This window comes from Rhodoferax sp. OV413, from assembly GCF_945881795.1.
In the GTDB taxonomy this organism is placed as follows: domain Bacteria; phylum Pseudomonadota; class Gammaproteobacteria; order Burkholderiales; family Burkholderiaceae_C; genus Allorhodoferax.
Genome location: NZ_CAMCVG010000029.1, coordinates 1 through 25148 on the forward strand (window position 1 = coordinate 1; position 25148 = coordinate 25148).

General features: G+C 63.2%; 25 protein-coding genes and 1 pseudogene. 9 read left to right on the forward strand and 17 right to left on the reverse strand.

Annotated features, from left to right (window positions below):
* The 3 genes from Q0O05_RS05460 to Q0O05_RS05470 all read left to right on the forward strand — a co-directional run.
* The coding region (locus tag Q0O05_RS05460) for a hypothetical protein (RefSeq protein WP_293661019.1) at nucleotides 1-414 on the forward strand (414 nt) is incomplete at its 5' end.
* Between the two features lie 189 nt (nucleotides 415-603).
* On the forward strand, nucleotides 604-1794 hold the full coding sequence (locus Q0O05_RS05465) for a branched-chain amino acid ABC transporter substrate-binding protein (protein ID WP_293661020.1): 1191 nt from the start codon (nucleotides 604-606) through the stop codon (nucleotides 1792-1794).
* Nucleotides 1795-1899: 105 nt separating this feature from the next.
* Nucleotides 1900-3762, forward strand: coding sequence for a glutamine--tRNA ligase/YqeY domain fusion protein (locus Q0O05_RS05470; RefSeq protein WP_293661022.1), 1863 nt, complete (start codon nucleotides 1900-1902; stop codon nucleotides 3760-3762).
* 87 nt (nucleotides 3763-3849) lie between these two features.
* Here Q0O05_RS05470 and Q0O05_RS05475 read toward each other — a convergent pair whose 3' ends face one another.
* Nucleotides 3850-4125 (reverse strand): hypothetical protein, encoded by a 276-nt coding sequence (locus Q0O05_RS05475; protein ID WP_293661023.1) that lies wholly within the window; start codon nucleotides 4123-4125, stop codon nucleotides 3850-3852.
* Nucleotides 4126-4427: 302 nt separating this feature from the next.
* Between Q0O05_RS05475 and Q0O05_RS05480 the strand changes: the two genes are divergently transcribed.
* Both Q0O05_RS05480 and Q0O05_RS05485 read left to right on the forward strand, forming a co-directional pair.
* The gene (locus Q0O05_RS05480; protein ID WP_293661025.1) at nucleotides 4428-4676 is read left to right on the forward strand and encodes a hypothetical protein; all 249 of its coding nucleotides are present in this window, start codon (nucleotides 4428-4430) and stop codon (nucleotides 4674-4676) included.
* A gap of 11 nt (nucleotides 4677-4687) precedes the next feature.
* Nucleotides 4688-5317 carry a DUF938 domain-containing protein gene (locus tag Q0O05_RS05485; RefSeq protein WP_293661027.1) on the forward strand — a complete coding sequence of 210 codons (630 nt, stop codon included), beginning with the start codon at nucleotides 4688-4690 and terminating at the stop codon, nucleotides 5315-5317.
* On the opposite strand, the gene Q0O05_RS05490 is transcribed toward Q0O05_RS05485, so the two are convergent.
* Nucleotides 5314-5919, reverse strand: coding sequence for a 3'-5' exonuclease (locus Q0O05_RS05490; RefSeq protein WP_293661028.1), 606 nt, complete (start codon nucleotides 5917-5919; stop codon nucleotides 5314-5316). The genes Q0O05_RS05485 and Q0O05_RS05490 overlap by 4 nt on opposite strands.
* A gap of 86 nt (nucleotides 5920-6005) precedes the next feature.
* Here Q0O05_RS05490 and Q0O05_RS05495 point away from each other — a divergent pair, with 86 nt between their 5' ends.
* Entirely contained in the window at nucleotides 6006-6332 is a 327-nt protein-coding gene (locus tag Q0O05_RS05495; RefSeq protein WP_293661029.1) for a DUF6172 family protein, read from the forward strand.
* Between the two features lie 652 nt (nucleotides 6333-6984).
* Here Q0O05_RS05495 and Q0O05_RS05500 read toward each other — a convergent pair.
* From Q0O05_RS05500 to gshA, 4 genes are all read right to left on the reverse strand, one after another.
* Nucleotides 6985-7425, reverse strand: a complete 441-nt coding sequence (locus tag Q0O05_RS05500) for a universal stress protein (protein ID WP_293661030.1) — start codon at nucleotides 7423-7425, stop codon at nucleotides 6985-6987.
* An 89-nt stretch (nucleotides 7426-7514) separates the two neighbouring features.
* Nucleotides 7515-8225 (reverse strand): SOS response-associated peptidase, encoded by a 711-nt coding sequence (locus tag Q0O05_RS05505; protein WP_293661032.1) that lies wholly within the window; start codon nucleotides 8223-8225, stop codon nucleotides 7515-7517.
* Nucleotides 8226-8259: 34 nt separating this feature from the next.
* Nucleotides 8260-9270: a ribosome biogenesis GTPase YlqF gene (ylqF, locus tag Q0O05_RS05510; protein WP_293661034.1), complete on the reverse strand. Its 1011-nt coding sequence runs from the start codon at nucleotides 9268-9270 to the stop codon at nucleotides 8260-8262.
* A 95-nt stretch (nucleotides 9271-9365) separates the two neighbouring features.
* Nucleotides 9366-10904, reverse strand: a complete 1539-nt coding sequence (gshA, locus tag Q0O05_RS05515; RefSeq protein ID WP_293661035.1) for a glutamate--cysteine ligase — start codon at nucleotides 10902-10904, stop codon at nucleotides 9366-9368.
* Between the two features lie 156 nt (nucleotides 10905-11060).
* Here gshA and Q0O05_RS05520 point away from each other — a divergent pair, with 156 nt between their 5' ends.
* Nucleotides 11061-11924 (forward strand): NUDIX hydrolase, encoded by an 864-nt coding sequence (locus tag Q0O05_RS05520; protein ID WP_293661037.1) that lies wholly within the window; start codon nucleotides 11061-11063, stop codon nucleotides 11922-11924.
* Between the two features lie 73 nt (nucleotides 11925-11997).
* Here Q0O05_RS05520 and Q0O05_RS05525 read toward each other — a convergent pair whose 3' ends face one another.
* Nucleotides 11998-12990, reverse strand: a complete 993-nt coding sequence (locus Q0O05_RS05525; protein ID WP_293661039.1) for a tRNA-dihydrouridine synthase — start codon at nucleotides 12988-12990, stop codon at nucleotides 11998-12000.
* Nucleotides 12991-13197: 207 nt separating this feature from the next.
* Here Q0O05_RS05525 and Q0O05_RS05530 point away from each other — a divergent pair, with 207 nt between their 5' ends.
* On the forward strand, nucleotides 13198-13347 hold the full coding sequence (locus Q0O05_RS05530; protein ID WP_293661057.1) for a lmo0937 family membrane protein: 150 nt from the start codon (nucleotides 13198-13200) through the stop codon (nucleotides 13345-13347).
* A gap of 118 nt (nucleotides 13348-13465) precedes the next feature.
* On the opposite strand, the gene ahpF is transcribed toward Q0O05_RS05530, so the two are convergent.
* The 10 genes from ahpF to Q0O05_RS05580 form a co-directional block, all read right to left on the reverse strand.
* Nucleotides 13466-15034 carry an alkyl hydroperoxide reductase subunit F gene (gene ahpF, locus Q0O05_RS05535; protein ID WP_293661041.1) on the reverse strand — a complete coding sequence of 523 codons (1569 nt, stop codon included), beginning with the start codon at nucleotides 15032-15034 and terminating at the stop codon, nucleotides 13466-13468.
* Between the two features lie 138 nt (nucleotides 15035-15172).
* Complete coding sequence (gene ahpC, locus Q0O05_RS05540) at nucleotides 15173-15736, reverse strand: alkyl hydroperoxide reductase subunit C (protein WP_293661043.1); 564 nt, start codon at nucleotides 15734-15736, stop codon at nucleotides 15173-15175.
* Between the two features lie 163 nt (nucleotides 15737-15899).
* The gene (locus tag Q0O05_RS05545) at nucleotides 15900-17192 is read right to left on the reverse strand and encodes a DUF3422 domain-containing protein (RefSeq protein ID WP_293661045.1); all 1293 of its coding nucleotides are present in this window, start codon (nucleotides 17190-17192) and stop codon (nucleotides 15900-15902) included.
* Between the two features lie 5 nt (nucleotides 17193-17197).
* Nucleotides 17198-18709: a tripartite tricarboxylate transporter permease gene (locus tag Q0O05_RS05550; protein WP_293661047.1), complete on the reverse strand. Its 1512-nt coding sequence runs from the start codon at nucleotides 18707-18709 to the stop codon at nucleotides 17198-17200.
* 12 nt (nucleotides 18710-18721) lie between these two features.
* On the reverse strand, nucleotides 18722-19210 hold the full coding sequence (locus Q0O05_RS05555; RefSeq protein ID WP_293661049.1) for a tripartite tricarboxylate transporter TctB family protein: 489 nt from the start codon (nucleotides 19208-19210) through the stop codon (nucleotides 18722-18724).
* Nucleotides 19211-19262: 52 nt separating this feature from the next.
* Nucleotides 19263-21038, reverse strand: a complete 1776-nt coding sequence (locus Q0O05_RS05560; protein ID WP_293661051.1) for a type II/IV secretion system protein — start codon at nucleotides 21036-21038, stop codon at nucleotides 19263-19265.
* A complete protein-coding gene (locus Q0O05_RS05565) occupies nucleotides 21035-21793 on the reverse strand; it encodes a spermidine synthase (protein ID WP_293661053.1) in 759 nt (252 codons plus the stop codon). Before Q0O05_RS05565 ends, Q0O05_RS05560 begins: the two co-directional genes overlap by 4 nt.
* Nucleotides 21794-21799: 6 nt before the next feature.
* Nucleotides 21800-22645 (reverse strand): TatD family hydrolase, encoded by an 846-nt coding sequence (locus tag Q0O05_RS05570; RefSeq protein ID WP_293661055.1) that lies wholly within the window; start codon nucleotides 22643-22645, stop codon nucleotides 21800-21802.
* Nucleotides 22646-22661: 16 nt separating this feature from the next.
* Nucleotides 22662-23324, reverse strand: a complete 663-nt coding sequence (gene lolD, locus Q0O05_RS05575; protein ID WP_293661059.1) for a lipoprotein-releasing ABC transporter ATP-binding protein LolD — start codon at nucleotides 23322-23324, stop codon at nucleotides 22662-22664.
* A 100-nt stretch (nucleotides 23325-23424) separates the two neighbouring features.
* Nucleotides 23425-24681: a lipoprotein-releasing ABC transporter permease subunit gene (locus Q0O05_RS05580; RefSeq protein ID WP_293661060.1), complete on the reverse strand. Its 1257-nt coding sequence runs from the start codon at nucleotides 24679-24681 to the stop codon at nucleotides 23425-23427.
* Between the two features lie 38 nt (nucleotides 24682-24719).
* Between Q0O05_RS05580 and Q0O05_RS05585 the strand changes: the two are divergent.
* Nucleotides 24720-25148, forward strand: a pseudogene (locus Q0O05_RS05585) (phosphoglycerate mutase); the annotation flags it as partial.

A 25148-nucleotide genomic window follows, 5' to 3' on the forward strand; every position in this document is an offset into this window, starting at 1 on the left:
GCCAAGTCGCTGGTTTGGCAGCAAAACTTCCAGGTGCTTAAAAACCAATACTTCATTGCACAGCAGCAGTTTGAAATGCTTAACTTACTGGACGGGCAAGTACAGTTCCTCATCACCGAATGTTCGCTGCCCCAGGTGCTGTACTACAACGAGCACTACCCCGAAAACATTTGCGATGTGGGCAAGACACGGATGCAGATCCTGGAGTGGTACCGGCAGCACAACAACATCAACATCCTGGTGGAGCGCGGTGATAAGAAATACGTGCACACCGGCCGCTTTCAGGACGAAGACCAGGCCCGCGATGTGGACCGCGGTCTGCGCGCTACCCTGGTCCGCGAGGGCCTACACTTCACCGCGCTCAAGCCCGACATTCACGACATCAACGCCTTCGCCCAGTCACTCATCGGCTGAGCCCCCCACCATCCGGCGCTTCTCATTCCCCGTGGTGGTATCAGGGTAATTCAGGCGGTAAAAGGCCTCTGAATACTAGTAACATGAGGGCACAAGCCCTGATTTTCAGTGCGTGTGACAGACGTAACTTTCCAATTTCCGGAAATCCATTCACGCTGTTTTTTCTTTATTCATTTATTTGGAGTTTTTATGCAAGTGAAAATGAAGGCTACGTTGACAGTTCTGGCCGCAGCCGCACTGATGGTGGCATGCGGAAAAAAAGAGGAAGCAGCAGCTCCCGCCGCTCCTGCAGCAGCAGCTCCTGCCGCCAATGAGATCGTGAAAATCGGCCACGTAGGCCCCACCAGCGGCGCTATCGCCCACTTGGGCAAGGACAACGAAAACGGCGCACGCCTGGCCGTCGAAGAACTGAACGCCTCCGGCCTGACCATCGACGGTAAAAAAGTTACTCTGGAACTGCTGACCGAAGACGATGCAGCCGATCCGAAGCAAGGCACCGCTGTTGCGCAAAAGCTGGTGGACGCCAAAGTGGCTGGCGTGATCGGTCACTTGAACTCCGGCACCACCATCCCCGCATCCAAGCTGTACAGCGATGCAGGCATCCCCCAAATTTCCCCCTCCGCTACCAACCCCAAGTACACACGCCAAGGCTTCAAGACCGCCTTCCGCGTGGTGGCTGACGACACCCAACTGGGTAGCGCACTGGGCAAGTACGCTGTGAACGACCTGAAGGGCAAAGCAATCGCCGTGATCGACGACCGCACTGCGTACGGTCAAGGCGTTGCTGAAGAGTTCGCCAAGGCTGTGGAAGCTGCCGGCGGCAAGGTTGTTGCCAAGGAATTCACCAACGACAAGGCAACCGATTTCTCTGCCATCCTGACCACCATCAAGGGCAAGAAGCCTGATGTGGTGTTCTTCGGCGGTATGGACGCTGTTGCTGGCCCCATGCTCAAGCAAATGAAGTCCCTGGGCATCAAGTCCAAGTTCATGGGTGGCGACGGCATCTGCTCCACCGAACTGGTGAAGCTGGGCGGCGACGCCATCGCTGACGACCAAGTGTTCTGCGCGGAAGCCGGCGGCGTCGAAGGCGAAGCCAAAGTGGGCATGGAAGAGTTCAAGACCAAGTTCAAGGCCAAGTACAACGCCGACGTGCAGGTCTATGCTCCTTATGTGTACGACTCCGTCAAGGTGATGGTCGCTGCCATGGTCAAGGCCAATTCCTCTGACCCAGCGAAGTACCTGCCTGAACTGGCAAAGAGCGACTACAAGGGCGTGACCGGCCAAATCACCTTTGACGACAAGGGCGACATCAAGAACGGCGCTCTGACCCTGAAGACCGTGCGCGCTGGCAAGCTGGAAACTTTGGCTGTGATTCGCTAAATTGCGGATCCCGGCACAACGCGCCCGGTGCGCGTTGCGTCTGGAGTAAACGAAAAGGGGCTCTCGCAAGGGAGCCCTTTTTTTGTGGCCGTCTAAAATCAATGAATGAGTACCCCCACCCCCGAGTCCGCCAAAACCAGCAACTTCCTTCGCCAGATCATTGAGTCCGATCTGGACCGGGGCACCTATGCCGGCCGCCGCTGGGCCGGCACCCCCGGCGACGCTGCGCACCACGCACAGGGCGCGCCCGACCCCGCCAAAATCCGCACCCGCTTTCCGCCGGAGCCCAATGGCTACTTGCACATCGGCCACGCCAAGAGCATCTGCATCAACTTCGGCTTGGCGCGCGACTACGGTGGCGTGTGCCACCTGCGTTTTGACGACACCAACCCGGAGAAAGAAGACACCGAGTATGTGAACAGCATCATCGATGCGGTGAAGTGGCTCGGATTTGATTGGAATGGCTCACCGGAGGCAGCGCCCTACCAGGCCAGCGATTACTTCGGCTTCATGTACCGCGCCGCCGAACACCTGATTGAGGCCGGGCACGCCTATGTGGACGAGCAAACGGCCGAGCAGATGCGCGCAAGCCGCGGCGACTTCGGCAAGCCTGGTGTGAACAGCCCATTCCGGGCCCGCACACCCGCCGAAAACCTCGCCCGGTTTCGCGAGATGCGCGAAGGCCAGCATGAAGACGGCAGCATGGTGCTGCGGGCCAAGATTGACATGGCCAGCCCCAACATCAACATGCGCGACCCGGCCATCTACCGCATCCGCCGCGCCACGCACCACAACACGGGTGACACCTGGTGCATCTACCCGATGTACACCTTTGCGCACCCGATTGAGGACGCACTGGAACAAATCACCCACAGCATCTGCACGCTGGAGTTTGAGGACCAGCGCCCGTTTTACGACTGGCTGCTGGAGCGCTTGATCGAGGGCGGCCTGCTGGCCGCACCGGCGCCCAAACAATATGAGTTCGCGCGCCTGAACCTGACCTATGTGATCACCAGCAAGCGCAAGCTCGCGCAGCTGGTGTACGACCACAAGGTGTCGGGCTGGGACGACCCGCGCATGCCGACCATCGTCGGCCTGCGCCGTCGTGGCTACACGCCCGCCGCGCTGCAACTGTTCGCCGAACGTATTGGCGTGACCAAGAGCGACAGCTGGATCGACTACTCCACCCTCGAGGGTTGCCTGCGCGAGGACCTTGAAGAAAAAGCCCACCGCGGCATGGCCGTGCTCAACCCGGTCAAGCTGGTGTTGACCAACTGGGACGAAGTGTTCGGATCACAAGGCGGCGCTACCTATCTGGAGCCCTGCAGCCTGCCCGCGCTGCCGCACCACGGCCATGAAGTAACACCCGGTGCCCCCGATAGCGGGGAACCACCCGCCATGCGCCACTTCAGCATCGGTAAAGAGGTGTGGATTGAGCGGGAAGATTTTGAAGAAGTGCCCCCCAAGGGCTACAAGCGCCTGTATCCGCCACGCGAGGACGCGGACGGCACCGCGATTGCGGGCAACAGGGTGCGACTCAAGGGCGGCTATGTGATCGAATGCACCGGCGCTACCCGTGACGCCCACGGCGTCATTACCGAAGTGTTGGCCACGGTAGTGCCCGACACCAAGAGCGGCACCCCGGGCGCCGACCTGGTGAAAGTCAAAGCCGCCATCACCTGGGTGGGTGTGGCTGATGGAGTGTCGGCTGAGGTGCGCATGTACGACCGCCTGTTCAGCGATGCGCAACCCGACGCAGGTGGCAAAGACTTTATCGAAAGCTTGAACCCCGACAGCCTCAAGGTGGTGTCTGCCATCGTCGAGCCCTCATTGGCCAACGCGCTCCCCGACCAGAAGTTTCAGTTTGAACGCCACGGCTACTTTGTGGCCGACCGCCTGGACCATGTGCAGGGCACTAAGCCTGTGTTTAACCTGGCGGTAGGCTTGAAGGATTCTTGGGGAAAGTAAAAAGAGAAGTTGTAAACAAAAAGGGCGTTGTGGAAACGCCCTTTTTTATGTTGCCGCCGCCCCTTCAGGATGCGGCAAAAGCTATCCCTATGAGACGCTGAATTTAGCCTCGTGGCGGTCAGCGGCGATGAAGAGATCCAGTGCGAAATCGGGGTCCGACTTCTGAACGCTGGCGGCAAAGGTACGGAGGCTTTCGGCTTCCTGAAACGGAGTCGCAGGATGCGCAGCGGCCTTGCCGGATGCGGCGTGCCGCACGGCAGCTGCAATGTTTCGGGCGGCGAGCCAGATTGCCTGAAGCGAGGCGGTCGCGGGGGATTGTGCGGCCCGGGGGAAAGAAATACCGTTGACAGTTGTGCTGGTCATGGTGAGCTCCTTGGTTGAAAATCAAACTATGCTGCAGTGCAGTATAGGGATAACCCTTATATTGATACAAGGGTTTACCCTAATCACCACTGAGCGCTAGGGGTGATGCCGGCCCACAGGCATCGGGAAGTCGGACCGCAGCCCTCGCAGTGCCGTGCGCAATGCCACGCACGGCACGGCTTTTTTGTCGGGAAGCTGGGGTAACCTCCGTGCGCGAACTGTGCGAGCGCCCCTATCTTCCGCACCTCTTGTTACGCACTTCTTCACCACCGCAACCCACGTCAACCCCAAGGACTACCCTTATGAAAAAACTTAAAGTCACCATCCAGTTGGAAATGTCCGTCCCAGAGGATTGGGCGCTGGTAGAAACCTCCGAAGGCACTCCGGTCATCAGCCTGCCGAACGGGCAGTTTCTGGATATCGCCATTGAGCCCCTGTTTTCGGCAGACCCCGAAGACACCTGGACCAGCACCGACAACGAGGATGAGCTCAACGACATCCTGGACATGGTGGAAAGCGAAGAAGTCAGCTACGAGTTCGTCACCCACTGAGCCCGGCCTCCATGGCGCAGCCTGACTACAGCCCCTCTGCCGAGCGCAATAAGCACCCCATCCTGGCGGCGCTCCAGGCGCTCTTACCCGAGCGCGGCCGCGCGCTGGAAATTGCGTCCGGCACGGGGCAGCATGTCGTCTGGTTTGCCCAGCACATGCCGCAGTGGACTTGGCAGCCCACCGAGGCGCACCCCGGCGCGCTCTACAACATCGAGGCGTACGCGGATGAGGCGGGCCTTGCCAACATCCAAGCAGCGATTGCCCTCGACGTATGCCGCGAGCCCTGGCTTGACGGTAACCCGGCGCTGGCCGGCCCCTACGATCTGGTGCTGTGCATCAATATGCTGCATATCGCGCCGTGGGCTGCCTGCGGCGCGCTCATGCGGGGAGCGGCCGCACACCTGGCTCCGCGCGGAGTGCTGGTGACTTACGGCCCTTATTTCGAAGCAGACATTGCGCCCACGCCAAGCAATCTGGAATTTGATGCCAGTCTGCGCGCCCATGACGCGAGTTTTGGCATTCGCCGGCTCGTGGACGTGGAGTCCGAAGCCGCCAGCGCCGGACTCTTCCTGCAAGACCGCCAAGCCCTGCCCGCCAACAACCTGCTTCTGGTGTGGGGCCGTAACAACCCGCCGGCTTAAAGCCCCAGCGCGTTCAGCACCCGGATGGCGGCGTAAGCATCGTTCGCGGCGTACACCAGCTGCCCCTCACTCAGGCGGGGAGCGGCCCAGTTACTGGTTGCCGCCTTTTTGCTCTTGATAAAACGCTGGCCGAACATTACCGCCACCGCGCCTTTCACGCCCATGTCTTTGCGGTAACCCCGCTCGCGAAACACCTGGTTGAGCTCCAGCACGCCCACCGGCTCCACGCCCAACTTGTGCAGGATGCGCTTACGGTCGTCCCCCAGCCCGAAACCCGCCTTCACGATTTCGGGCATCGCCATCAGCTGCGCGGCCACTGCGCGGCAGTCTGCGTCCTGCAGCTGGAGTACCCAGGCCCGCTCGGGCGTGGAGAGCTGCAGCACGTGCGGGCCGTCAGACACCTCGCCCACGGTGAAGGTGGGCTTTGACTCGGTATCAAAACCCCAGGCGCGGGCTTGGCTCAGGGCCTGCAGCGCAGCCTGCGCCTGGGCGCCGGTGTTCACCAGCGTGATGCGGTCCAAGCCCAGCCGGCCGAATTCGGGCAGCTGGGCAATGGCGTCTTTATCGGGGGTGGGCAGGCGTTCGCGGTGGTCGTGGTGCATGGGGCGTATCATCGCCCACCCGCCACCCGTTGGCCCTACTGCGCTGCCGGCTTACCCGAGCGGCCCGCGCTTGAGGATTTCCCGCTATGAAAAAAACATTTCCCTTGCAAGTCGAAGGCAAGCACCCAGACCGCCTACTGGACGCCACCAAGCACGACATCCGCAAATACATGCGGCGCGAACGCAACCGCGCGCTGCCCGAGGGCGTGGACTTCTGGGACTTTGACTGCCGCTTCGGCCCCAGCGAAGCCGACGCTGTAGTGGCCCATCCGGCCGAACTGATCGGGCTCATCGACGCGCTTTCCAAGGCGGGGGCGGTGCAGTTTTATATAGAAATTCTGGCCAAGCACGGCGTACGCAAGCCGCGCGATCCGGCCTCGGCACCCACCATCGGGGAGTTCCTCGAAGAGTGACGCCGCGCTAGCACAAGCTGCCGCGCCTACCCGTGCGCAAACGGCCGGAATGCCGAAAATAATTTGAAAAAAACTTACCCATCGCCCCTGTGGACTGTCCTGTGGAAAACCTTGTTCACAAGCGCGCAGACCCGCGCCAGGCTTAGCGCTGGACACAGTGCCAGTCAAATAAGCAGAGCGAAACCCCCCTCTTGCAGGCTGCGTTTTTTTGTGTTGAGCGGCAAATAACAGCCCGGGCTGACACCGGTTGGCCCGCCTCACAGGATCCGATATGTCAAACAGAGCACAACGAAAAATGCAAGCCGCCGGAATGTGGATAACCGTCGACCCGTGATCCGCCTGCTGCCCCTTCAGTGCTCGGTCTGTGCACCGGCCAACATCGCACCGGGCGGATGGACAGCAAACCGCAAAACACCGGACTTTGTGAATGGGGAAAGCAGGAATAGGTGGCTTTGTGTAAATCCGGTGAAAGCGAAAAATTCCACCGAAAGCCGGCGGCAGTTACCCACCAAAACTGTGCGCCACTTTGTGGATAACTTTGTTTAGAAACACCAGAACCCGCATCAACAGGGGCTTTGCCAAGGGTGCCTGCAAAGTAACCACACCCCTGCCTGCCGGGCAGCGCCCGTGTCAACCAGCGCACAGGGCGGTGTCAGCGGGTCACCAGTACCGGCACCACGCTTTGCGCCACCACCTGCGCCGCAACGCTGCCCAGAACCAGACGCGCCACACCGGTTCGCCCGTGCGAGCCGACCACAATCAGGTCGGCACCCAGCTCTTGCGCGCTTTGCACGATGCCCTGCACCGCGGTCGTGTTTTCCACCAGCAGAACCTCCAGCGCCAGCGGACGGGGCGCAGCGCGGCACAAGGCATCGACTTCGGCATGAGCCTGGGCGGCGAGCTGCTGGCCCGCGCTGGCGTAGGCCTGCATGCCGCCGGGGTTGAGCTCTCCAATGCCCAGATACGGATAAGGGTCGGCCACGTAGAGCGCGGTGAGTTTGGCGCCGTGCACCTGCGCCAGACTCACTGCTAGCGCCGCGGCGTGGCGCGATGAAGCAGAGCCGTCGGTTGCCAAAAGAATGTGGGTGAACATGGCCATCTCCTGAGGTTGGACCGTGCCATTGTGCGCCCCCGGGCGGGCGCGCGAGTTGACACAGGTCAATCAGGAAAGCGCCCGAAGCCTTAAAAAAGCGATAAATTTTCCGGGCCGGTCGCCGGCGGCACGCCGGCCCGTTGCAGCGGCGCCGGTTCGCCGCGCAAATGCTGGGCGGCAAGACATTGCATGAGGGCCTGCGCCTCTTGCGCGCTGGCGTGAAGCCAATCGGCGTAGCGGTCGGCAGGAACGATCACCGGCATGCGCTTCTCATCGCCGGGGCGGTGCATGCGGCCCATGAGCGCATGGCCATCGGCGTTGACGGTGAGCAGCGTGAAGCTGTCGGACTGCTCGCCGCTGGCCTTGTCGGTCCAGCGCTCCCACAGGCCGGCCACGGCAAAGGGCTGGCCGTCGCGCATGGAGATCTGCCAGCGGGTGGGGCGCCCGCCCTGCGCGTGCGCGTCTTCCCAGCAGGGCTCAAAAAAACATTCCATCGGCACCAGCGCCCATTGGCGCGCGGCCCAGGCGTGGCGGAAGCTGGGTTTGGTGGCGGCGGTCTCGCTGCGGGCGTTGTAGGTGCCGCGCGCAAGCTCCCTGGCGTGCTGCGCGTCCTTGCTCCAGGGCGGAATCAGCCCGAAACGCGCCACCTGCATGGCCGCATCCGTACCGCTGCGCACCAACACCGGCGCGCGATAGCCGGGAAAAGTCTCCGGCGGCCAAGGCCCCGCAGGCGGCGAAAGCGGCCCCAGGCGCTGCTCCAGAAAGTCGATCCGTGCGGAGGGGACGAAGTTGGTGCACATGGCGAAGCGCTATCAATTCAGGAGCTTTTCACGCTTATTCTGCGGGCGATTCTTCCCCGTCAATCCTCTGTTCGGCCTCGCGCGCATCGCTGTGACGGGGCTGCTCGGGGCGGGGCACCTTTTTGAATTTGATGAGGCGCGCCATCTCGATCGCGTCTTTCTTCAGCTGCCGCTCGGCGTCCATCTTCTTGCCCTCCGCCAGCCACTGCGCGAACTGCTCGGGCGTCTCCAGGGTGAGGCGCCCCATCACCGCGCTGCGGAAGTCGTGGATCACGATTTCTGCAGCCTTGTTCAGGTTGATGTGCCCGCCCGACTGCAAAGCGCCGCGCTTGCGTCCGATATCAGCCAGCAATTCCTCGTCGGTCTGCGTGGTTGCGCCGGTGAGCTTGTAGCGCGCTTCCAGCGCGGATGCGTAGTGCTGGCGCAGGTAGTCCAGCAGCTCAAGGGCGACTTCTTCTTCGTCAAACGCGTTTTTGCCAATGGCGCCACTGGCGGCCAGGTTGTAGCCGCTCTTGGCCACGATGATGCGCGGCCACAGCACCCCGGGGGTGTCAAACAGATAGAAGTCGTCGGCGATGGTGATGCGCTGCTCGGTTTTGGTGACGCCGGCCTCGTCGCCGGTTTTGGCGGCGCGCTTGCCCTTGAGGGTGTTGATGAGCGTGGACTTGCCCACATTGGGGATGCCGCAAATCAGCACCCGCATGGGCTTGGCCATGCCGCCGCGGTTGGGGGCGAGCTCGTGGCATGCGGCCACCAGCGCCTTGGCGGGGGTGGTCATGCTGGCGTCAAGGGGGAGCGCGCGCACGCCGGGCATGGCGTTGTAGTGCGCCAGCCAGAGGGCGGTGCGTTCGGGGTCTGCCAAGTCCTGCTTGTTGAGCACTTTCAGCGCAGGCTTGCCGGTGGTGAGTTCGGCGAGCATGGGGTTGGCGCTCGACCCCGGCAGGCGCGCGTCGAGCAACTCAATGACCACATCAATGTCCTTGATGCGTTCCTGAATCGCCTTGCGGGTCAGGTGCATGTGCCCCGGGAACCACTGAATCGCCATGCCTGTTGTCTTTCTGTCGCTGCGCTGAGCCCCGCATTGTCCGGCATGCGGGGCGGGCGGCGGGCTCTGCATCGCGCCCTTCGCGCAGGATGTACCTAGCCGGGGTGCGCGCGCCGCGCCGGCAGCAGCCTGTGCGGGGCCAGAAATTCGCTCAAATACACCCCAAACGACACGGTGTCAGCCGCCTCGATGGCACGCTGCTCGTCCCAGGACTTGGCCGACTCCTGCGCAAACTGCGCGCTGCGCTCGGGCGCCAGGGGCTGCGCCAGCAAGGCCGCACGGGCGGCTTGGCTTTGCGCCATCACAAAGGCCACGAAAGAGCCACCATGATCCTGCTCTATAGCCTGGAGCACCCGGGCCGAAGGCAGGGTGTCGGGGTGATCGAGCCCGCGGGCGGCGTCACCGAGGGCGGCGGTGTAGAGCGCGTTGCCATGGGCAGCGTCCAGCGCCTGGGCGAAGGGCTGCATCTGGACCAGCAATTCGCGGCCCCAGTCCACCAGTACGACTGCCTCCCCGTTGCGCTCCAGCGTCAGGCCGGGCTGGCGGCCGCGCTCGGCCACGGTTTGCTGGTTGCGGGCCAGCGCGGAAATCTCACCGGGGCTGTCGTCGGGGCTGGGGGTGCACAAGCTGTGCAGCAAAAACACATCCAGAAACCGCATGGTGCTGCTGCGAATGCCGACCGGCTCAAACGGATCCAGGTCCATCAAGCGGACTTCGACGTATTCCACCCCCCGCTCGCGCAGCGCATGCAAAGGCCGCTCGCCCGAAAAAGTAACCCGCTTGGGGCGGATGGTGCCGTAGAACTCGTTTTCAATCTGCAGCAGGCTGGTAGCCAGCTGCCGGTAGTCACCGTCCGGTCCCTGCACGCCGATGGCCTCGTAGGCGGGGTAAGGCTGGGTCATGGCGGCGTGCAGCGAGTGGCCGTAGCCTTCCAAACTGTTGTAGCTCACTGCGAGTGAGGCCTGTGCGTCGCTTTGGTAGCCCAGCCGGCCCATGCGCAAGGAGGTGGCGTAGGGCAAGTACATGCTGCCTTCGCCCAGAGGCTGGAGCTGGTGCGCGCGACCGGCCACAAAACTGGAGCACACCGCCGGCGAGGCGCCAAACAGGTATAGCAACACAAAGGCGTGGCGACGGAAGTTGCGTATCAGGCCGAAATACGCATCGCTGGACACATCGGGCATAGACCAGTTGTAGTGAATGCCCGAGATGGTCTGCATGCGCCGCCCGTAGCGGTAGCCCAGACCGCTGCGGTACACGGTTTTGGCGCGGCCCACATTGGAGCTGCCGTACTGGCCCAAAGGAATCGCGTCGTCTTTCGGCAGGCAGCAGGGCATGCTGGACACCCACAACAATTCGTCACCCATCGCGCCGAGCGAGAAGCGATGCACATCGGCCAGCTCCTGCAGGCAGTCTTCCGGCTGTGTGTAAGCGCCGGTCACAAACTCCACCTGCGATTCGCAAAAGTCGGTGGTGATGTGCAGGTGGGTGAGGGCCGAGCCCATCGCGACCGGATGGGGCGTCGTGGCCAGCAAGGCATCGGGGGCCGCACGCAGGCTTTCTTTTTCGAGGCCGCGGCGTATGCCACGCAAACCTTCGGCGCTCAGGGCACTGCGAGCTACTTGTCTACTGTCCATAAGCACCAGCCCTAAAAAACTCAACGGGGCGCAAAGTTACCACAGGTGCATGAAGCGCGACGCCGGCAGGTATTGACCCGGCGCAATGTGCGCGGTCAGGGCGGTGCTTGTCGCTTCAAGCACCGCGGCCGGCCCGGCGGCATGAATAATGAATGCATGAGCACCACCCAGTCCCCCTTGGCACCGGCCTTTGGCGCGCCCCGCGACGCTGCCACCGTGCTGCTGCTGCGCGATGGCAGCAATGGGTTGGAGGTTTTCTTGATGAAACGCAGCGGCCTCTCCGACACCTTTGGCGAGAGCTATGTGTTCCCCGGCGGCAAGCTCGATGCGCATGACAGCAGCCCTGCAGCGCTGGCTGCACTGGACGAGCCAGCCGCCGCCTTGCACCAGCGCTTGGGCGAGCCGGGGAACAATGAAGCGCTGGCCGCAGGTCTGTTTGTGGCGGCGATGCGCGAGCTGTTCGAAGAAGCTGGCGTGCTGCTGGCCTACGGCAGCGGGCGGCCGGCGAGCGTTGAGAGCGCCGACTGGCAGGCCTGGCTCGCCCAACCCAGCACCCGCCTTGCCGCCACTGCCCTGGTGCCGTGGAGCCGCTGGATAACGCCCCAGATGGCGGCCCTGAGCAAAAAAAGGTTCGACACCCGGTTTTTTTTAGCGCTGGCTCCGGCGGACCAAGTCGCCCGCCACGACAACTTTGAGACCACGGCCAGCGTTTGGCTCACCCCGGTCGAGGCGCTACAGCGCTACCACCGCGCAGATATTGAAATGGCCCCGCCCCAGATCATGAGCCTGGCGCATCTGGCCCGCTTTTCCAGTGCCGCCGAAGTGCTGAATTCGGCGCGCACACGATTACCGGCCCGCATCCTGCCGGAAAACTACGAGGAAGACGGCACCGTCATCCTGAGCTACCCCGGAGACCCGCTGCACTCGGTCTCCGAGCGCGCCCTGCCCGGCCCGACCCGCCTGCTGGTTCGCAACAAGCGCTTTGTGCCGGAGGGCCCGCTGGAGAGCCTGTGGCGCTGAGAATTCGCGCAACCGCTATAGTTTCAGGAGCTGTTCACGCAATATCCACGGGCGCTAGAGGCCTCTAGAGCACCTAAACCGGGACCGCCCTGCGTATCCACGCATCCACATCACCCGGCTTCACCAGTGTGCGCATTTCGTCAAACGCAGTTTGCGCCTCAGGGTAATGGCGGCGCAGCAGGTTGAGCCACTGCTTCACCCGGCCGGCCTGCTGCTTTTGTTCCAGCCGCGTGCTGGCAACCTGCCAGAAGGCGTGCATCAGAGGGCCGAGGTCTTCCCAGGTCCAGTCGTCGCCCGGCTGGGCAATGCTGCCGGGCGCGCTGCCCATGGCGGCCAGAATGCTGCGGGCCAGCGCCGGCCGCGCCACGATGCCGCGGCCCAGCATCAGGGTGTGGCAGCCGCTTTGCGCAACCGCCGCCTGCGCGTCCTGCACATTCCAGATTTCGCCGTTCACCACCACCGGAACCGTAACCGCCTGCCGCACATCGGCCACCCGGCCCCAGTAGGCGGGCGGGCGGTAGCCCTGCGCTTTGGTGCGGGCGTGCACCACAATCTCGGCCGCGCCGCCCCCCTCGAGGGCGCGGGCGCAGTCCAGCGCCAGGCTGTCGTCGTGGTAGCCCAGTCGCATCTTGGCGGTCACAGGAATGTGCACAGGCACGGCAGCCCGCACCGCCGCCACGATGGTGTACAACGCATCCGGGGTCTGCAGCAGCATGGCCCCGCCCCCATGTCGGTTGACCACCTTGGCCGGACAGCCGAAGTTGAGGTCTATACCCGGCGCGCCCATCTCTGCCAAGCGCGCAGCGTTCTCCGCCAGACAGGGCGCATCCGACCCCAACAGCTGCGGCCAGACCGGCACGCCGGCCACGGTGCGCGCCCCGAAAGCCAGCTCGGGCACGGTGCGCAGCAGAGCTTTTTCCGACATCAGCGTGTGCGTGATGCGGATGAACTCCGACACGCACTTCTCCACACCGCCCACCCGGGTCAGGATGTCACGCAACACAAAATCAAGAAGCCCCTCCATGGGGGCCAGGTAGATGCGGATGGGCACGGTGTTCCTTGTCATAAGGCCAGAGCTCCCCAGCCTCACTACCAATGGACGGCCCTTTGCGGCCTGCATCGTAGCGGCTTGGATAGTAGCGGTATGGCAGGGCAAAGCCTCGAAGGCGGACAGTCTGGCCAACCCTGCATGCGGTGTGCGTCAGCGAACCGACCCGCTCCCCCCCATGCGCTGACACTGGGGTGGATCTCCGTCAGATCCAAGGAGGACCCCATCCTTGAAACCATCATCGCCGTCTTACTCGTTCTGTGGGTGCTAGGGATGGTCTCGTCCTACACCATGGGCGGCTTTATCCACGTCCTGCTTGTCATCGCAGTGGTTGTCATTCTGGTGCGCATCATTCAGGGGCGAAAACCTCTCTAGTCCGGCTCATCACATAGTGGTGTCATTCGCCATGCAGGCAAGCGAGGGGCCGCTCCAAGTTGGAGGCACCTGCGAACGCACCGGGCGAATCAGAGGCCTTCGCGCCGCTGCCCTGCCCTCAATGCCGGATCAAGTGGTCAAACGCGCTCAAGGCCGCCTTGGCGCCGTCGCCGGCGGCAATGACGATTTGCTTGAAGGGCACGGTGGTGCAGTCACCCGCCGCAAAGATGCCTGGCACGCTGGTGTGGCCTTTGGCGTCGACCACGATTTCGCCGAACTTGCTCAGCTCCACAACACCTTTCAAGAACTCGGTATTGGGCACCAGGCCGATTTGTACAAACACGCCTTCGAGCGCAATGTGGTGTTCAACGCCGGTGGGGCGGTCTTTGTAGCTGAGGCCGTTCACCTTGCCGTCCGCGCCCGTGATTTCGGTGGTCTGGGCATTGGTGTGAACCGTCACGTTGGGCAGGCTGTTGAGCTTGTTGACCAGCACCGCATCGGCTTTGAGTTGGTCGGCAAACTCGATCACGGTCACGTGCGCCACGATGCCGGCCAAATCAATAGCCGCCTCAATGCCGGAGTTGCCGCCGCCAATCACAGCGGTGCGCTTGCCTTTGAACAAGGGGCCGTCGCAGTGCGGGCAGTAGGCCACGCCCTTGTTTTTGTACTCGGCCTCGCCGGGCACGTTTACATTGCGCCAGCGCGCGCCGGTGGAGAGGATAACGGTCTTGGCCTTGAGCGTTCCGCCATTAGCCAGCACCACTTCGGTCAGACCGCCGGCGTCTGCGGCGGGCACGATTTTGTCGGCACGCTGCAGGTTCATGATGTCCACACCATACGAGCGGGTCTGGGCTTCGATGGCGGCCGCGAATTTAGGGCCGTCGGTTTCCTGTACCGAGATGTAGTTCTCGATGGCCATGGTGTCATTTGTCTGGCCGCCAAAGCGCTCGGCCGCCACACCCACGCGGATGCCTTTGCGCGCCGCGTACACGGCAGCCGCCGCACCGGCCGGGCCACCGCCCACGATGAGCACGTCGAACGGGTCCTTGGCACTGAGTTTTGCGGCGTCTTTGTCGGCGGCGCCGGTGTCGAGCTTGGCCACAATTTCTTCCACCAGCATGCGGCCGTTGCCGAACAACGCACCGTTGAGATAGATGCTGGGCACAGCCATGATCTCGCGGGCATTGACCTCCGGCTGGAAGGCGCCGCCTTCGATGACGGTGGTCTTGACCTTGGGGTTGAGGATGGCCATGAGGCTCAGGGCCTGCACCACGTCCGGGCAGTTGTGGCAGGTGAGGCTCATGTAGACCTCAAAGTTGAATTCTTGTCCCTCGGCGGGGCTCAGGCCCTTGATTTGCTCGATCAGGTCTGGCTCGACCTTGGGCGGATGGCCGCCGGTCCACAGGAGCGCCAACACCAGTGAGGTGAATTCGTGGCCCAGCGGCAGGCCGGCAAAGCGCAGGCTGGTGGCAGTGCCGGCGCGCTGAAGGCTGAATGAAGGCTTACGCTCGTCCTGCCCGTTGTAGGACACGTTGATCTTGTCAGCGCGCAGGCTTTGGATGGTTTGCAGCAGGTCGCGCATTTCGACCGAGTTGCCGTCGTCACCGAGCGACGCCACGATCTCGATGGGCAGCGTCACGCGCTCCAGGTAGGCAGCGAGCTGGGATTTGAGTGTGTCGTCTAACATGGTGATTCCTCTGATTACTATCAATTTGATAGCTGCTTGCGCAGTATCTACGGGCGCAAAGGCCACTTTACGGGTGTAAAAAAGCCGGACACCCCTGCGCACATGCGCAAGGACGCTGTCCGGCCTTGGGAGCGCTATTTAGATCTTGCCGACCAGATCGAGAGAAGGAGTGATGGTCTTGGCGCCATCATTCCACTTGGCGGGGCACACTTGGCCGGGGTTGGCGGCGGTGTATTGGACAGCCTTCAGCTTGCGCAGGGTTTCCTTGACATCGCGGGCGATTTCGTTGGAATGCACTTCCATGGTCTTGATGTGACCTTCGGGGTTGATGATGAAGGTGCCGCGCAGTGCCAGGCCTTCTTCGTCAATGTGCACGCCAAAGCCGCGTGTCAGCGCGTGGGTAGGGTCGCCAATCAGGGCGAACTGGGCCTTGCCCACGGCGGGGGAAGTTTCATGCCACACCTTGTGTGCGAAATGGGTGTCGGTGGTCACGATGTAGACATCGGCGCCGGCCTTTTGGAATTCGGCGTAGTTGTCAGCTGCGTCTTCCACTTCGGTGGGGCAGTTGAAGGTGAATGCGGCGGGCATAAAGATGAATACGTTCCACTTGCCCTTGATGGACTCGCTGGTCACGGTGACAAACTTGCCGTTGTGGAAAGCTTCGTTCTTGAATGGCTGGATGGGGGTATTGATCAATGACATGGTGATTTCCAATGGATGAGGTCGTTCAAAAACTGAACAAGACCGAGTGTGAACCATGACGCCGACATGCGGGTTTGATTGAACCAATGTGACAGATTGCCAAAAACTATAGGGTTAACCCCACCCTCGTGCGCCCCGACCGTCCGGCAGGGCGCGAAGACGGCTAAGACTCTGAATGCAGCACGCGCAGATGAAGCCGGCGCAGCGACCACCACACCCCGAGCGCCACCAAGGGAATGGCGGCAGCGGACGTCCACTCCGCACTCAACGGCCAGCCGCTGTGGGTCGCAGCTTTGGCAAAGTAGCTCACCAGCCCGACGATGTAGTAGGTAATGGCCGCCACCGACAGGCCTTCGACCGTGGTCTGCAGCTTCAGCTGTAGGCCCTGGCGTGTGTTCATCGTGGCCAGCAGCGCCTGGCTGCTTTGCTGTTGCTCGATCTCCACCCGCGTACGCAGCAGGCTGCTGATGCGCGAAACGCGCTGCGACAGCGCATCCTGCCGGCGCCTGGCCCACTCGCAGGTGCTGCGGGCGGGGGTGAGCCTGCGGCCCATAAATTCGCGAATCGTCTGCATGCCCGCCAAACGGGATTCCGCAATATCGTCAATACGTTTATCGACGAGCTCAAAGTAGGCGGCACTGGCGGAAAAGCGGGAGTGTGTCGCGGCGTGCTGGCTCTCGACCTGGCCGGCCAGGCGGGTAAGGCGGTCAAGCAGCTCGGGTTCGTCGTTGCGGGTGGCGGCGCGAATCGCTTCGGCCAGCTCGGCGAGTTCGCGCTCGGCGCTGGCCAGCACATGGGAGGCCTCCCTGGCAGCCGGCAAGCCGAGCAAAGCGGCCATGCGGTACGTCTCGATCTCTAGCAGGTTTTGCACCAGCCGCCCCAGCCGGCGCGGCGTCATGCCGCCGGCCATCAGCACCATGCGCGAAAAACCATCGGGGTGCACCGAAAAGTCGGTGTACACCTCTGCCAAGCCGTCTGCCACGGTGGACGCGACCAAGGTGTCTTCGTGCAAGACGGTGCGAAGCCAGGGCGTGGGATGGTCCAGCGCCGCGGGCAGCGCCCAGAGGTGGATGCTGGCCAGGCACTCACCGGGTAAGGCGGCAAACCATTGCTGCGGCACCGCCTCGAGCGCCAAATCTAAAGCGGGCTCGTTGTTTGCCTGGCTGGCAATGCTGCGCATGAATGTCCAAGTGACAAACTCGGTATGCAACTCCCAGCGCACCCGGAAGGAACCGAAGTCCATCCGCATATGAATGGAGCCCTCTTCCGGCGCGGGCAGGTGGTGGTCCCGTGCGAGCGCAGCCATGTGTGCGCGGCTGGCGGCGCGCTGCTCGGGGTTGCACACCATCACCACATGCGACAGCGCCATAGACAAACTCATTGGCTCGGGCGGTCGGGCGTGCACCTCGTTGTGCAGCGCCAGACGCAAGCGGTGCTGGGTGGGGAGCGAGGTCATAGCACTCAGTCTTCGACGAATGCCTCTTCGCGTTTCGCTTTCACAGAGGGCAAAAGCACCACTACCAGCAGCAAGACGGCGGCGGCCAACAGGAACGCCGACAGCGGCCGTGTAAGAAACACGCTCCAGTCACCCCGCGAGAGCAGCAAGGCGCGGCGCAGGTATTCCTCCATCATGGGCCCGAGAATGAAGCCCAGCAGCAGCGGGGCGGGCTCGGTGCCCAGCTTGATAAAGAGGTAACCGATCACACCGAAGATTGCGACCATCCAGATGTCGAAGGTGTTGTTGTTGGTTGAATACACCCCGATCGCACAAAACAGAACGATAGAGGGAAACAGCCAGCGGTAAGGCACCGAGAGCAGCTTGATCCAGATGCCGATGAGCGGCAGATTCAGGATCACCAACATCAGGTTGCCGATCCACATCGAGGCAATCAGCCCCCAGAACAGCTCGGGGTTGCTGGTCATGACCTGCGGGCCGGGCTGGATGTTGTGGATGGTCATCGCACCCACCATCAGCGCCATCACCGCGTTGGGGGGAATGCCCAGGGTCAGCAGCGGGATGAACGATGTCTGTGAGCCCGCGTTGTTGGCGGCCTCTGGAGCTGCCACACCGCGGATGTTGCCCTTGCCGAAGGGCACTTCTCCGGGTTGCAGCTTGGTTTTTTTCTCCAGCGTATAGGCCGCAAAGGCCGCCATCACAGCGCCACCACCGGGCAAAATCCCCAGCAGAGAGCCCAGGGCAGTTCCGCGCAAGACAGCCGGCACCATGCGCTGGAAGTCCTGCCTTGTGGGCAACAGCCCCGAAACGGAGGCGGTGAAAATCTCCCGCTCGCCCGCTGTCTTGGACAGGTTGCTGATGATTTCGCCGTAGCCGAACACGCCCATGGCAATCACGATGAAGCCGATACCGTCGGTCAGCTCGGCGATGTCAAAGCTGTAGCGCGCGACGCCGGAATTCACATCGGTGCCCACCATGCCCAGCAGCAGGCCGAACAAGATCATGGCAATCGCCTTGAGCAGCGAGCCCGAGGCCAGCACCACCGCGCCAATCAGGCCGAGAATCATCAGGCTGAAGTACTCGGCGGGCCCGAACTTGAAGGCAAGCTCTGTCAGGGGGCCGGCAAATGCTGCAAGGATCAGGGTACCCACGCAACCAGCGAAAAAGGAACCCAAGCCCGCCGCAGCCAGCGCGGGGCCGGCGCGGCCGTTACGGGCCATCTGGTATCCATCAATGACTGTCACCACCGAGGACGACTCGCCGGGCAGGTTCACCAGAATCGCGGTTGTAGATCCACCGTACTGCGCGCCATAGTAAATACCGGCCAGCATGATGAGCGCCGCGACCGGGGGCAAGGCGTAGGTGGCGGGCAGCAGCATCGCGATAGTAGCCAGCGGGCCGATGCCGGGAAGCACGCCGATCAATGTACCCAGCAGGCAGCCAATGAAGGCATACATCAGGTTCTGAAAGGTAAAGGCTACTCCGAAGCCTAAAGCGAGGTTGTCAAAGAGTTCCATGGTGCTGTCTCCTTAGGCAGTGAAATAAGCAGGCCAGACAGGGAACTGCAGCTTGAGCAAGAGAATGAACGCCACATAACTCAGGGCGGCCAGGATGGTGGCGAGAACGGCCACTTCTTTGATGTTGAACTCATCACCCGCGTGGCTGGCGATGTAGGTGAGCAGGTAAATGCCCACAATCAGGCCCAGCGGCTTGAGGCCAATGAACGGCAGACCGCCGATACAGGCACCGAACACCAGGTTGGCCGCGATGATGAAGAACAGCGGCTTCCAGGCGATGGCGCCGACCTTGTCACCGTCTTCTTTCGGTGTCACCATGGCATTGAAAGTAATGGCTACACCCAGCACTGCGAGCAAAACACCCAGCACCAACGGAAAGTAGCCCGGCCCCATGCGCGCGCCGCTACCCAGGGGGTAGGCGCTGGCTCCCCACGCAAAGGCAATGCCCACGCACATGAACATCAAACCTGAGAAAAAGTCTTTTTGGCTTTTTATTGTCACTGTCGGTCTCCAAACAAAATAGCCGACGATTGTGCAGCAAGCGGCAGCGGCTTCAGTAGTTCAGCGGCGGGGTGGCGGAAATAACCTCTTCCATGACCGTTTCTCCCTCGGCCACCCGAAGCGCGCCCGCCAGGCGCAAAGGGCGCATGCCATCCGTGACCGCTTGTCGTCGCAGGGCATCCATGCCCTGCTCGGCGGCAACTTGGGTTTTAAAGCCTTCGGTCACAACAAGCAATTCGTATAAACCCATGCGACCCATGAAGCCGGTCATGCGGCAGTCCACGCAACCCGCTGCGCGGTAGGGCTTGTAGCCGCCATTGATCTGCCACGGCTTGACCGCATCGGTCAGCGCTTCGCGGCTGGCGGCATCGTCGCGCACTTTGCAGAGTTTGCACAAGGTACGCACCAGGCGCTGCGCCAGCACGCCCAGCAGCGTGGCATTGATGAGGTAGGGCGCAATTCCCAGCTCCATCAGACGCGTCACGGCCGAAGGCGCGTCGTTGGTGTGCAGGGTCGTGAACACCAGGTGCCCGGTGAGTGCTGCCTGCACCGCCATTTCGGCGGTCTCCAGGTCGCGGATTTCGCCCACCATGATGATGTCCGGGTCCTGCCGCATCAGCGCGCGCAGGCCCTGGGCAAAGCCCAGGTCGAGCTGGGTTTGCACCTGCGTCTGGTTGAAGGACGGCTCGATCATTTCAATCGGGTCCTCTACCGTGCTCACATTCACCTCCTCGGTCGCAATGCGCTTGAGCGTCGAATACAGCGTGGTGGTCTTGCCCGAGCCGGTCGGGCCGGTCACCAGAATGATGCCGTGCGGGCGCTTGACCAGCTGCTCCCAGCGCGTGGCGTCATGGCTGCTGAATCCCAGCGCGTCGAGGTCTTTGACCGCGTTGTCGGGGTCAAAAATCCGCATCACCATCTTCTCGCCGAAGGCCGTCGGCAAAGTGGAGATGCGCATTTCGATCTCATCGCCTCGGGGGTTGCGGGTTTTGATACGACCGTCCTGCGGGCGGCGGCGCTCGATCACATCCATACGGCCGAGCAGTTTGATGCGGGCTGTCATGGCGTTGAGCACGCCCATGGGCATCTGGTAGACCGGATGCAGCACGCCATCAATGCGGAATCGGATCACACCCTGCTCGCGCCGGGGCTCGAGGTGGATATCGCTGGCGCGCTGATCGAAGGCGTATTGCCACAGCCAGTCCACCACCTGCACCACGCCCTGATCGTTCGCGTCGAGCTGCTTGTTGCTGCGACCCAACTCCACCAGTTGCTCAAAGCTTGCGCCGTTGTTAACGCCGGACTTGGCCGCCGAACGTACGCTCTTGGCCAGCGCATAAAACTCCGCGGTGTAGCGGCTGATTTCCTGCGGGCTGGCCACCACGCGCTTGACGCTGCGCCGGCTCTGGCGCTCTACCTCGGCCACCCAATCGGTCACAAACGGCTCGGCAGTGGCGACGGTGATTTCAGAGGGTGTGACCACCAGCGGCAGGATGCGGTGCCGCTCGGCATAGGCAGGCCCGAAGGCGTCAGCCACCCGGCCCACATCGACCTTGAGCGGGTCGATGCGCGCATAGTCCAGCCCCGAGCGCGCCGCCAGCCACAGGGTGAGCATTTCTACATCCAGCGGCTTCTGATCGGCCGCGCGGCGCATCGAGACCGCGGCGAGCCGCACCAGCGGGTGCTGCACGCTCTCGGCCTGCGCGCAGCGCGCCACCGTGCGATGTGCTTCTTCGGCGGAAATAACCTGGTCGCGGGTGAGCCAGTCCACCAGCAGGCGCCAGTCCAAGGGGCCTGCGTGAGCGGGGCTGTGGGGCCTGGTGCTCATGCTGCGAGCGGCTTGAACACGCGCACCCACTTATCGGCGGGCAAGCCCCATTGCTCCCGAATCACATCCGCCCGCTCCATCAGCAGCGCGCGCTTGGGGCGGCTGGGCGTGCGCTGGGCCAGCACCACCGTGTTGCCCTCGCGGGTGGACTTGAAGGCCCATACGGCATCGGCACCGAAGGCGCTGGAAATCTTGGCCACGCTTTTGTCAAAGCTCGACGAGCGGCCGAACAGGTTGACCGTCATGCAGCCCTCCTCGGTCAGGGTGGCGCGGCAGTCGGCGTAAAAGTCGGCGCTGTCCAGCACCGGGGCGGCAGCCTCTTCGTCATACAAATCGACCTGCAAGGCGTCGACCGCATCCAGCCAGTGGGGCTTTTTGATTTCTTCGGCCGCATCGGCCAGCACCACCTGCATGCGGGTGTTGTCGGCCGGCAGCTTGAACCAGCTCCGGCAGGCGTGCAACACCTGCGGATTGAGCTCGATGGCGGTCGTCCGCATCTTGAGCTCCTTGTGGCAAAACTTGGTCAGCGACCCCGCACCCAGCCCCAGCTGCAAGGCACGCCGTTTGCTGAGGGTGAGGGGGTCGACGAACAGCATCCACGCCATCATGCGCTGGATGTACTCATGCACCAGCACGGTGGGCGCATCCACCAGCATGGAGCCCTGAATCCATTCGCTGCCCAGGTGCAGATGGCGGATGGGGCCTTCTTCCGAAAAATTGACCTCGGGCAAGGTGATGCGGGCTTTTCGGGACATGGGGATTTATACCAGCAGGGTCTTCAGCTTGGGCAAGGCCTGCAGGCTGTTGTGCCAGGTTGCTTCGGCCAGCGCCTCGGGCGATATTCCTCGCAAATCGGCAATACAGCGGGCAATGAGCGGCAGCTCCTGCGGCGCATTGCGGCCCTGGGCGTGGCCGGCAGCGCGCTGCGCGGCGGTGGTGTAGAGCCAGTGCGGGGGCATGTCGGGCGAGTCGGTTTCCAGCACGATAGCGTCCAGCGGCAGGGTGCGCGCCAGATGGCGCAGTTGCAGCGCCCGCTCGAACGTTACCGCGCCGCCGAATCCGAGTTTGAAGCCGAGTTGAATGAACTCAGCAGCCTGCACAACGCTGCCGTTGAAGGCGTGCGCGATGCCCTGCCAGCGCGCCTGCGGGCCGCCCACCTCGCGCAGATGCTTCAACAAACGATCGGCCGACTTGCGTACATGCAGCACCACCGGCATAGCGTGCCGGCGCGCGAGTTGCAGCTGCCGGCGGTACACCGCCTCCTGCCGCTCGCGCAGCGGGCTCTCACACAGTTCCGGCACAAAATAATCCAACCCGACTTCCCCCACCGCTAACAGCCGCGGATCGTCGCGCTGCGCGGCAAGGGCATCATCCAGCGCCTCGAGGTCTGCGTCCGTCGCGCCGGCCACGCAAAGTGGGTGAATGCCGAGGCAGTAGCTGTCGCCCAAAGCATGGGCAAGCTCCCGCACGGTGGCGAAGTTGCTGCGCTCGACCGCCGGAATCACACACAGCGCCACACCGGCCTGCCGGGCCTGCTGGCGCACCAGGCTGCGGTCGGCATCGAACTCGGCAGCGTCGAGGTGGGTGTGGGTGTCTATCCAGCGCATGGAACGCGCGAGGGGGCTATTCCACCAACCGGCCGGACACGAGGTGCAGCTGCCGGCTGCAGCGCGCGGCCAGCGTGGCATCGTGGGTGACCAGCACGAAGGCGGTTCCCTGCTCGCGCGCGAGATCAAGCATGAGCGCGAACACGCCATCGGCGGTGCTGCGGTCAAGGTTGCCGGTTGGCTCATCGGCCAACACGCAGTCGGGCCGCGTGACCAGCGCACGGGCAATCGCCACACGCTGGCGCTCGCCGCCGGAGAGCTCGGCAGGCCGGTGGTGCAGGCGGTGCTCCAGACCCACCGCTGCTAGCATTTTTATAGCTTCTTGCGCAGATTCTGCGGGTGCTACCCGCCGAATGGTTAGTGGCATGGCCACATTGGCCAGGGCGCTGAACTCGGGCAGCAGGTGGTGAAACTGGTACACAAAGCCAAGGTGCCGGTTACGCAATCGCCCCTGATGGGCCGGGGAGAGCGCTGCCAGGTTGTGCCCCAGCAGTTCCACGCTGCCGGCGCTGGGCGCGTCCAGACCGCCCATAAGGTGCAGCAGGGTGCTTTTTCCCGAACCCGAAGCGCCCACAATGGCCAGCGTTTCGCCGCGGTGCACCTGCAAATCGACGCCTTGCAGCACGGTGACATCGAGCCGGCCTTCTTGGAAACGCTTGGTGAGGCCGCGCGCCTGCATCACCAGCTCGCCGAGGGATGCCGCGCCGGGCGCGCCGGAGAGTTCAGCCACCTGCCGGTAATGCGCTGCGGCCAGCGCCTGGTCCACCGCACTGAGGGACTTATTCATAGCGCAGCGCCTCCGCCGGATTCACCCGGCTGGCGCGCCAGCTGGGGTACAGGGTGGCCACAAACGCCATGAACAACGAGATGACGGCAATCGGCACGATATCAGCCTGCTGCGGCTCACTGGGCATGCGGCTGATGAGGTAAATGTCTTGTGGCAGAAAGCTCGCCCCCAGCGCCCGCTCCAGCGCGGGCACCAGCACATCAATGTTGTAGGCCACGCCCAGACCCAGTGCCAGACCGGCCAGGGTGCCGATGATGCCCACCATGGCGCCCTGCACCACAAAAATTCCCATGATGCTGCCCGGGCTCGCGCCCAACGTGCGCAGGATGGCGATGTCGGCGCGCTTGTCAGTCACCGTCATCACCAGCGTAGACACCAAATTAAAGGCCGCCACCGCCACGATCAGGGTGAGGATGATGAACATCATGCGTTTTTCGACCTGCACCGCCGCAAACCAGCTGCGGTTCTGGCGGGTCCAGTCGCGCACCAGCAGGTTGCCGGTCATGCTGCGCGCGAGCTCCTCGGCCACAGTGCGGGCCTGATGCAGGTCCTGCAGTTTCAGGCGCACGCCGCTGGGCCCTTCGAGGCGGAAGATGCGCGCTGCGTCCTCCCAATGCATCAGCGCCAGCGCCGAGTCGTACTCAAAATGGCCGGAATCAAAGGTACCCACCACCGTCATTTGCTTCAAGCGCGGCACCACGCCGGCCGGCGTCACCTGCCCGCCCGGGGCCACCAGCGTGACCTTGTCGCCCTGAATCACGCCCAGGCTGCGGGCCAGTTCGCTGCCCAGCACCACGCCAAAATCGCCGGCCACCAGGCGCGCAAACACCGCCTGCTGCCGGCCACCGGCAAAGTCACTCACCTCGGGCTCGAGCGCCGGGTCGATGCCGCGCACCATGGCGCCCTTCATGTCCTCGCCGCGCGCAATCAGCGCCTGCACCGCAATAAAAGGCGCAGCCCCCAGAACTTGCGGATTTTTTTTGCTCTGGGCAAGGGTGCGCGCCACGTCCGGCAGGGCCTGACCATCCGCCGCATACACCTCGATATGCGAGACCACGCCCAGCATGCGGTCGCGCACCTCTTTTTGAAAGCCGTTCATCACACTCAGCACGATGATGAGCGCCGCCACACCCAGCGCAATGCCCAGCATGGACACGCCGGAGATGAACGAAATAAAGCCGTTTCGCCGCGTGGCGCGACCGGCCCGGGTGTAGCGCCAGCCGATGGTGAGCTCATAGGGGAGTTGCATGGACAGGATTGTGGCATCCATGCGGGACAATCCGGCCCATGCACATCCTCATTCCCTATGCTGCGCCGCCCGGGCCGCAATGCCGGCAGGCCCTGCGCGGCCTGCAGCTCCCTGCTTTGGCGGCGCTGTGGCCCTGGCTGAGCACGGGGCAGCAGATGGCGGGCACGGAGGACGCGCTCTCGCCCCTGTTTGAGCGGGTGCAGGCCCGGGCCATGGGCTGGCCGGATACGGACGGGCTGCTGCCGTGGGCTGCGCAGGACGCACAACGCGCCGGCCTGCCGGCTACCCAAGGGGGCTGGGCCTGGATCACCCCCTGCCACTGGCAGATCAACGCCGACCATGTGGCTATGGACCACCCCGCGCACCTCGACCTGAGCGCCGGCGACAGCGAAGCCCTGCGCACCGCGATGCAGCCCTATTTCGCCGAAGACGGCATCACCTTGCACCCCACGGCGCGGGCGGCGGAC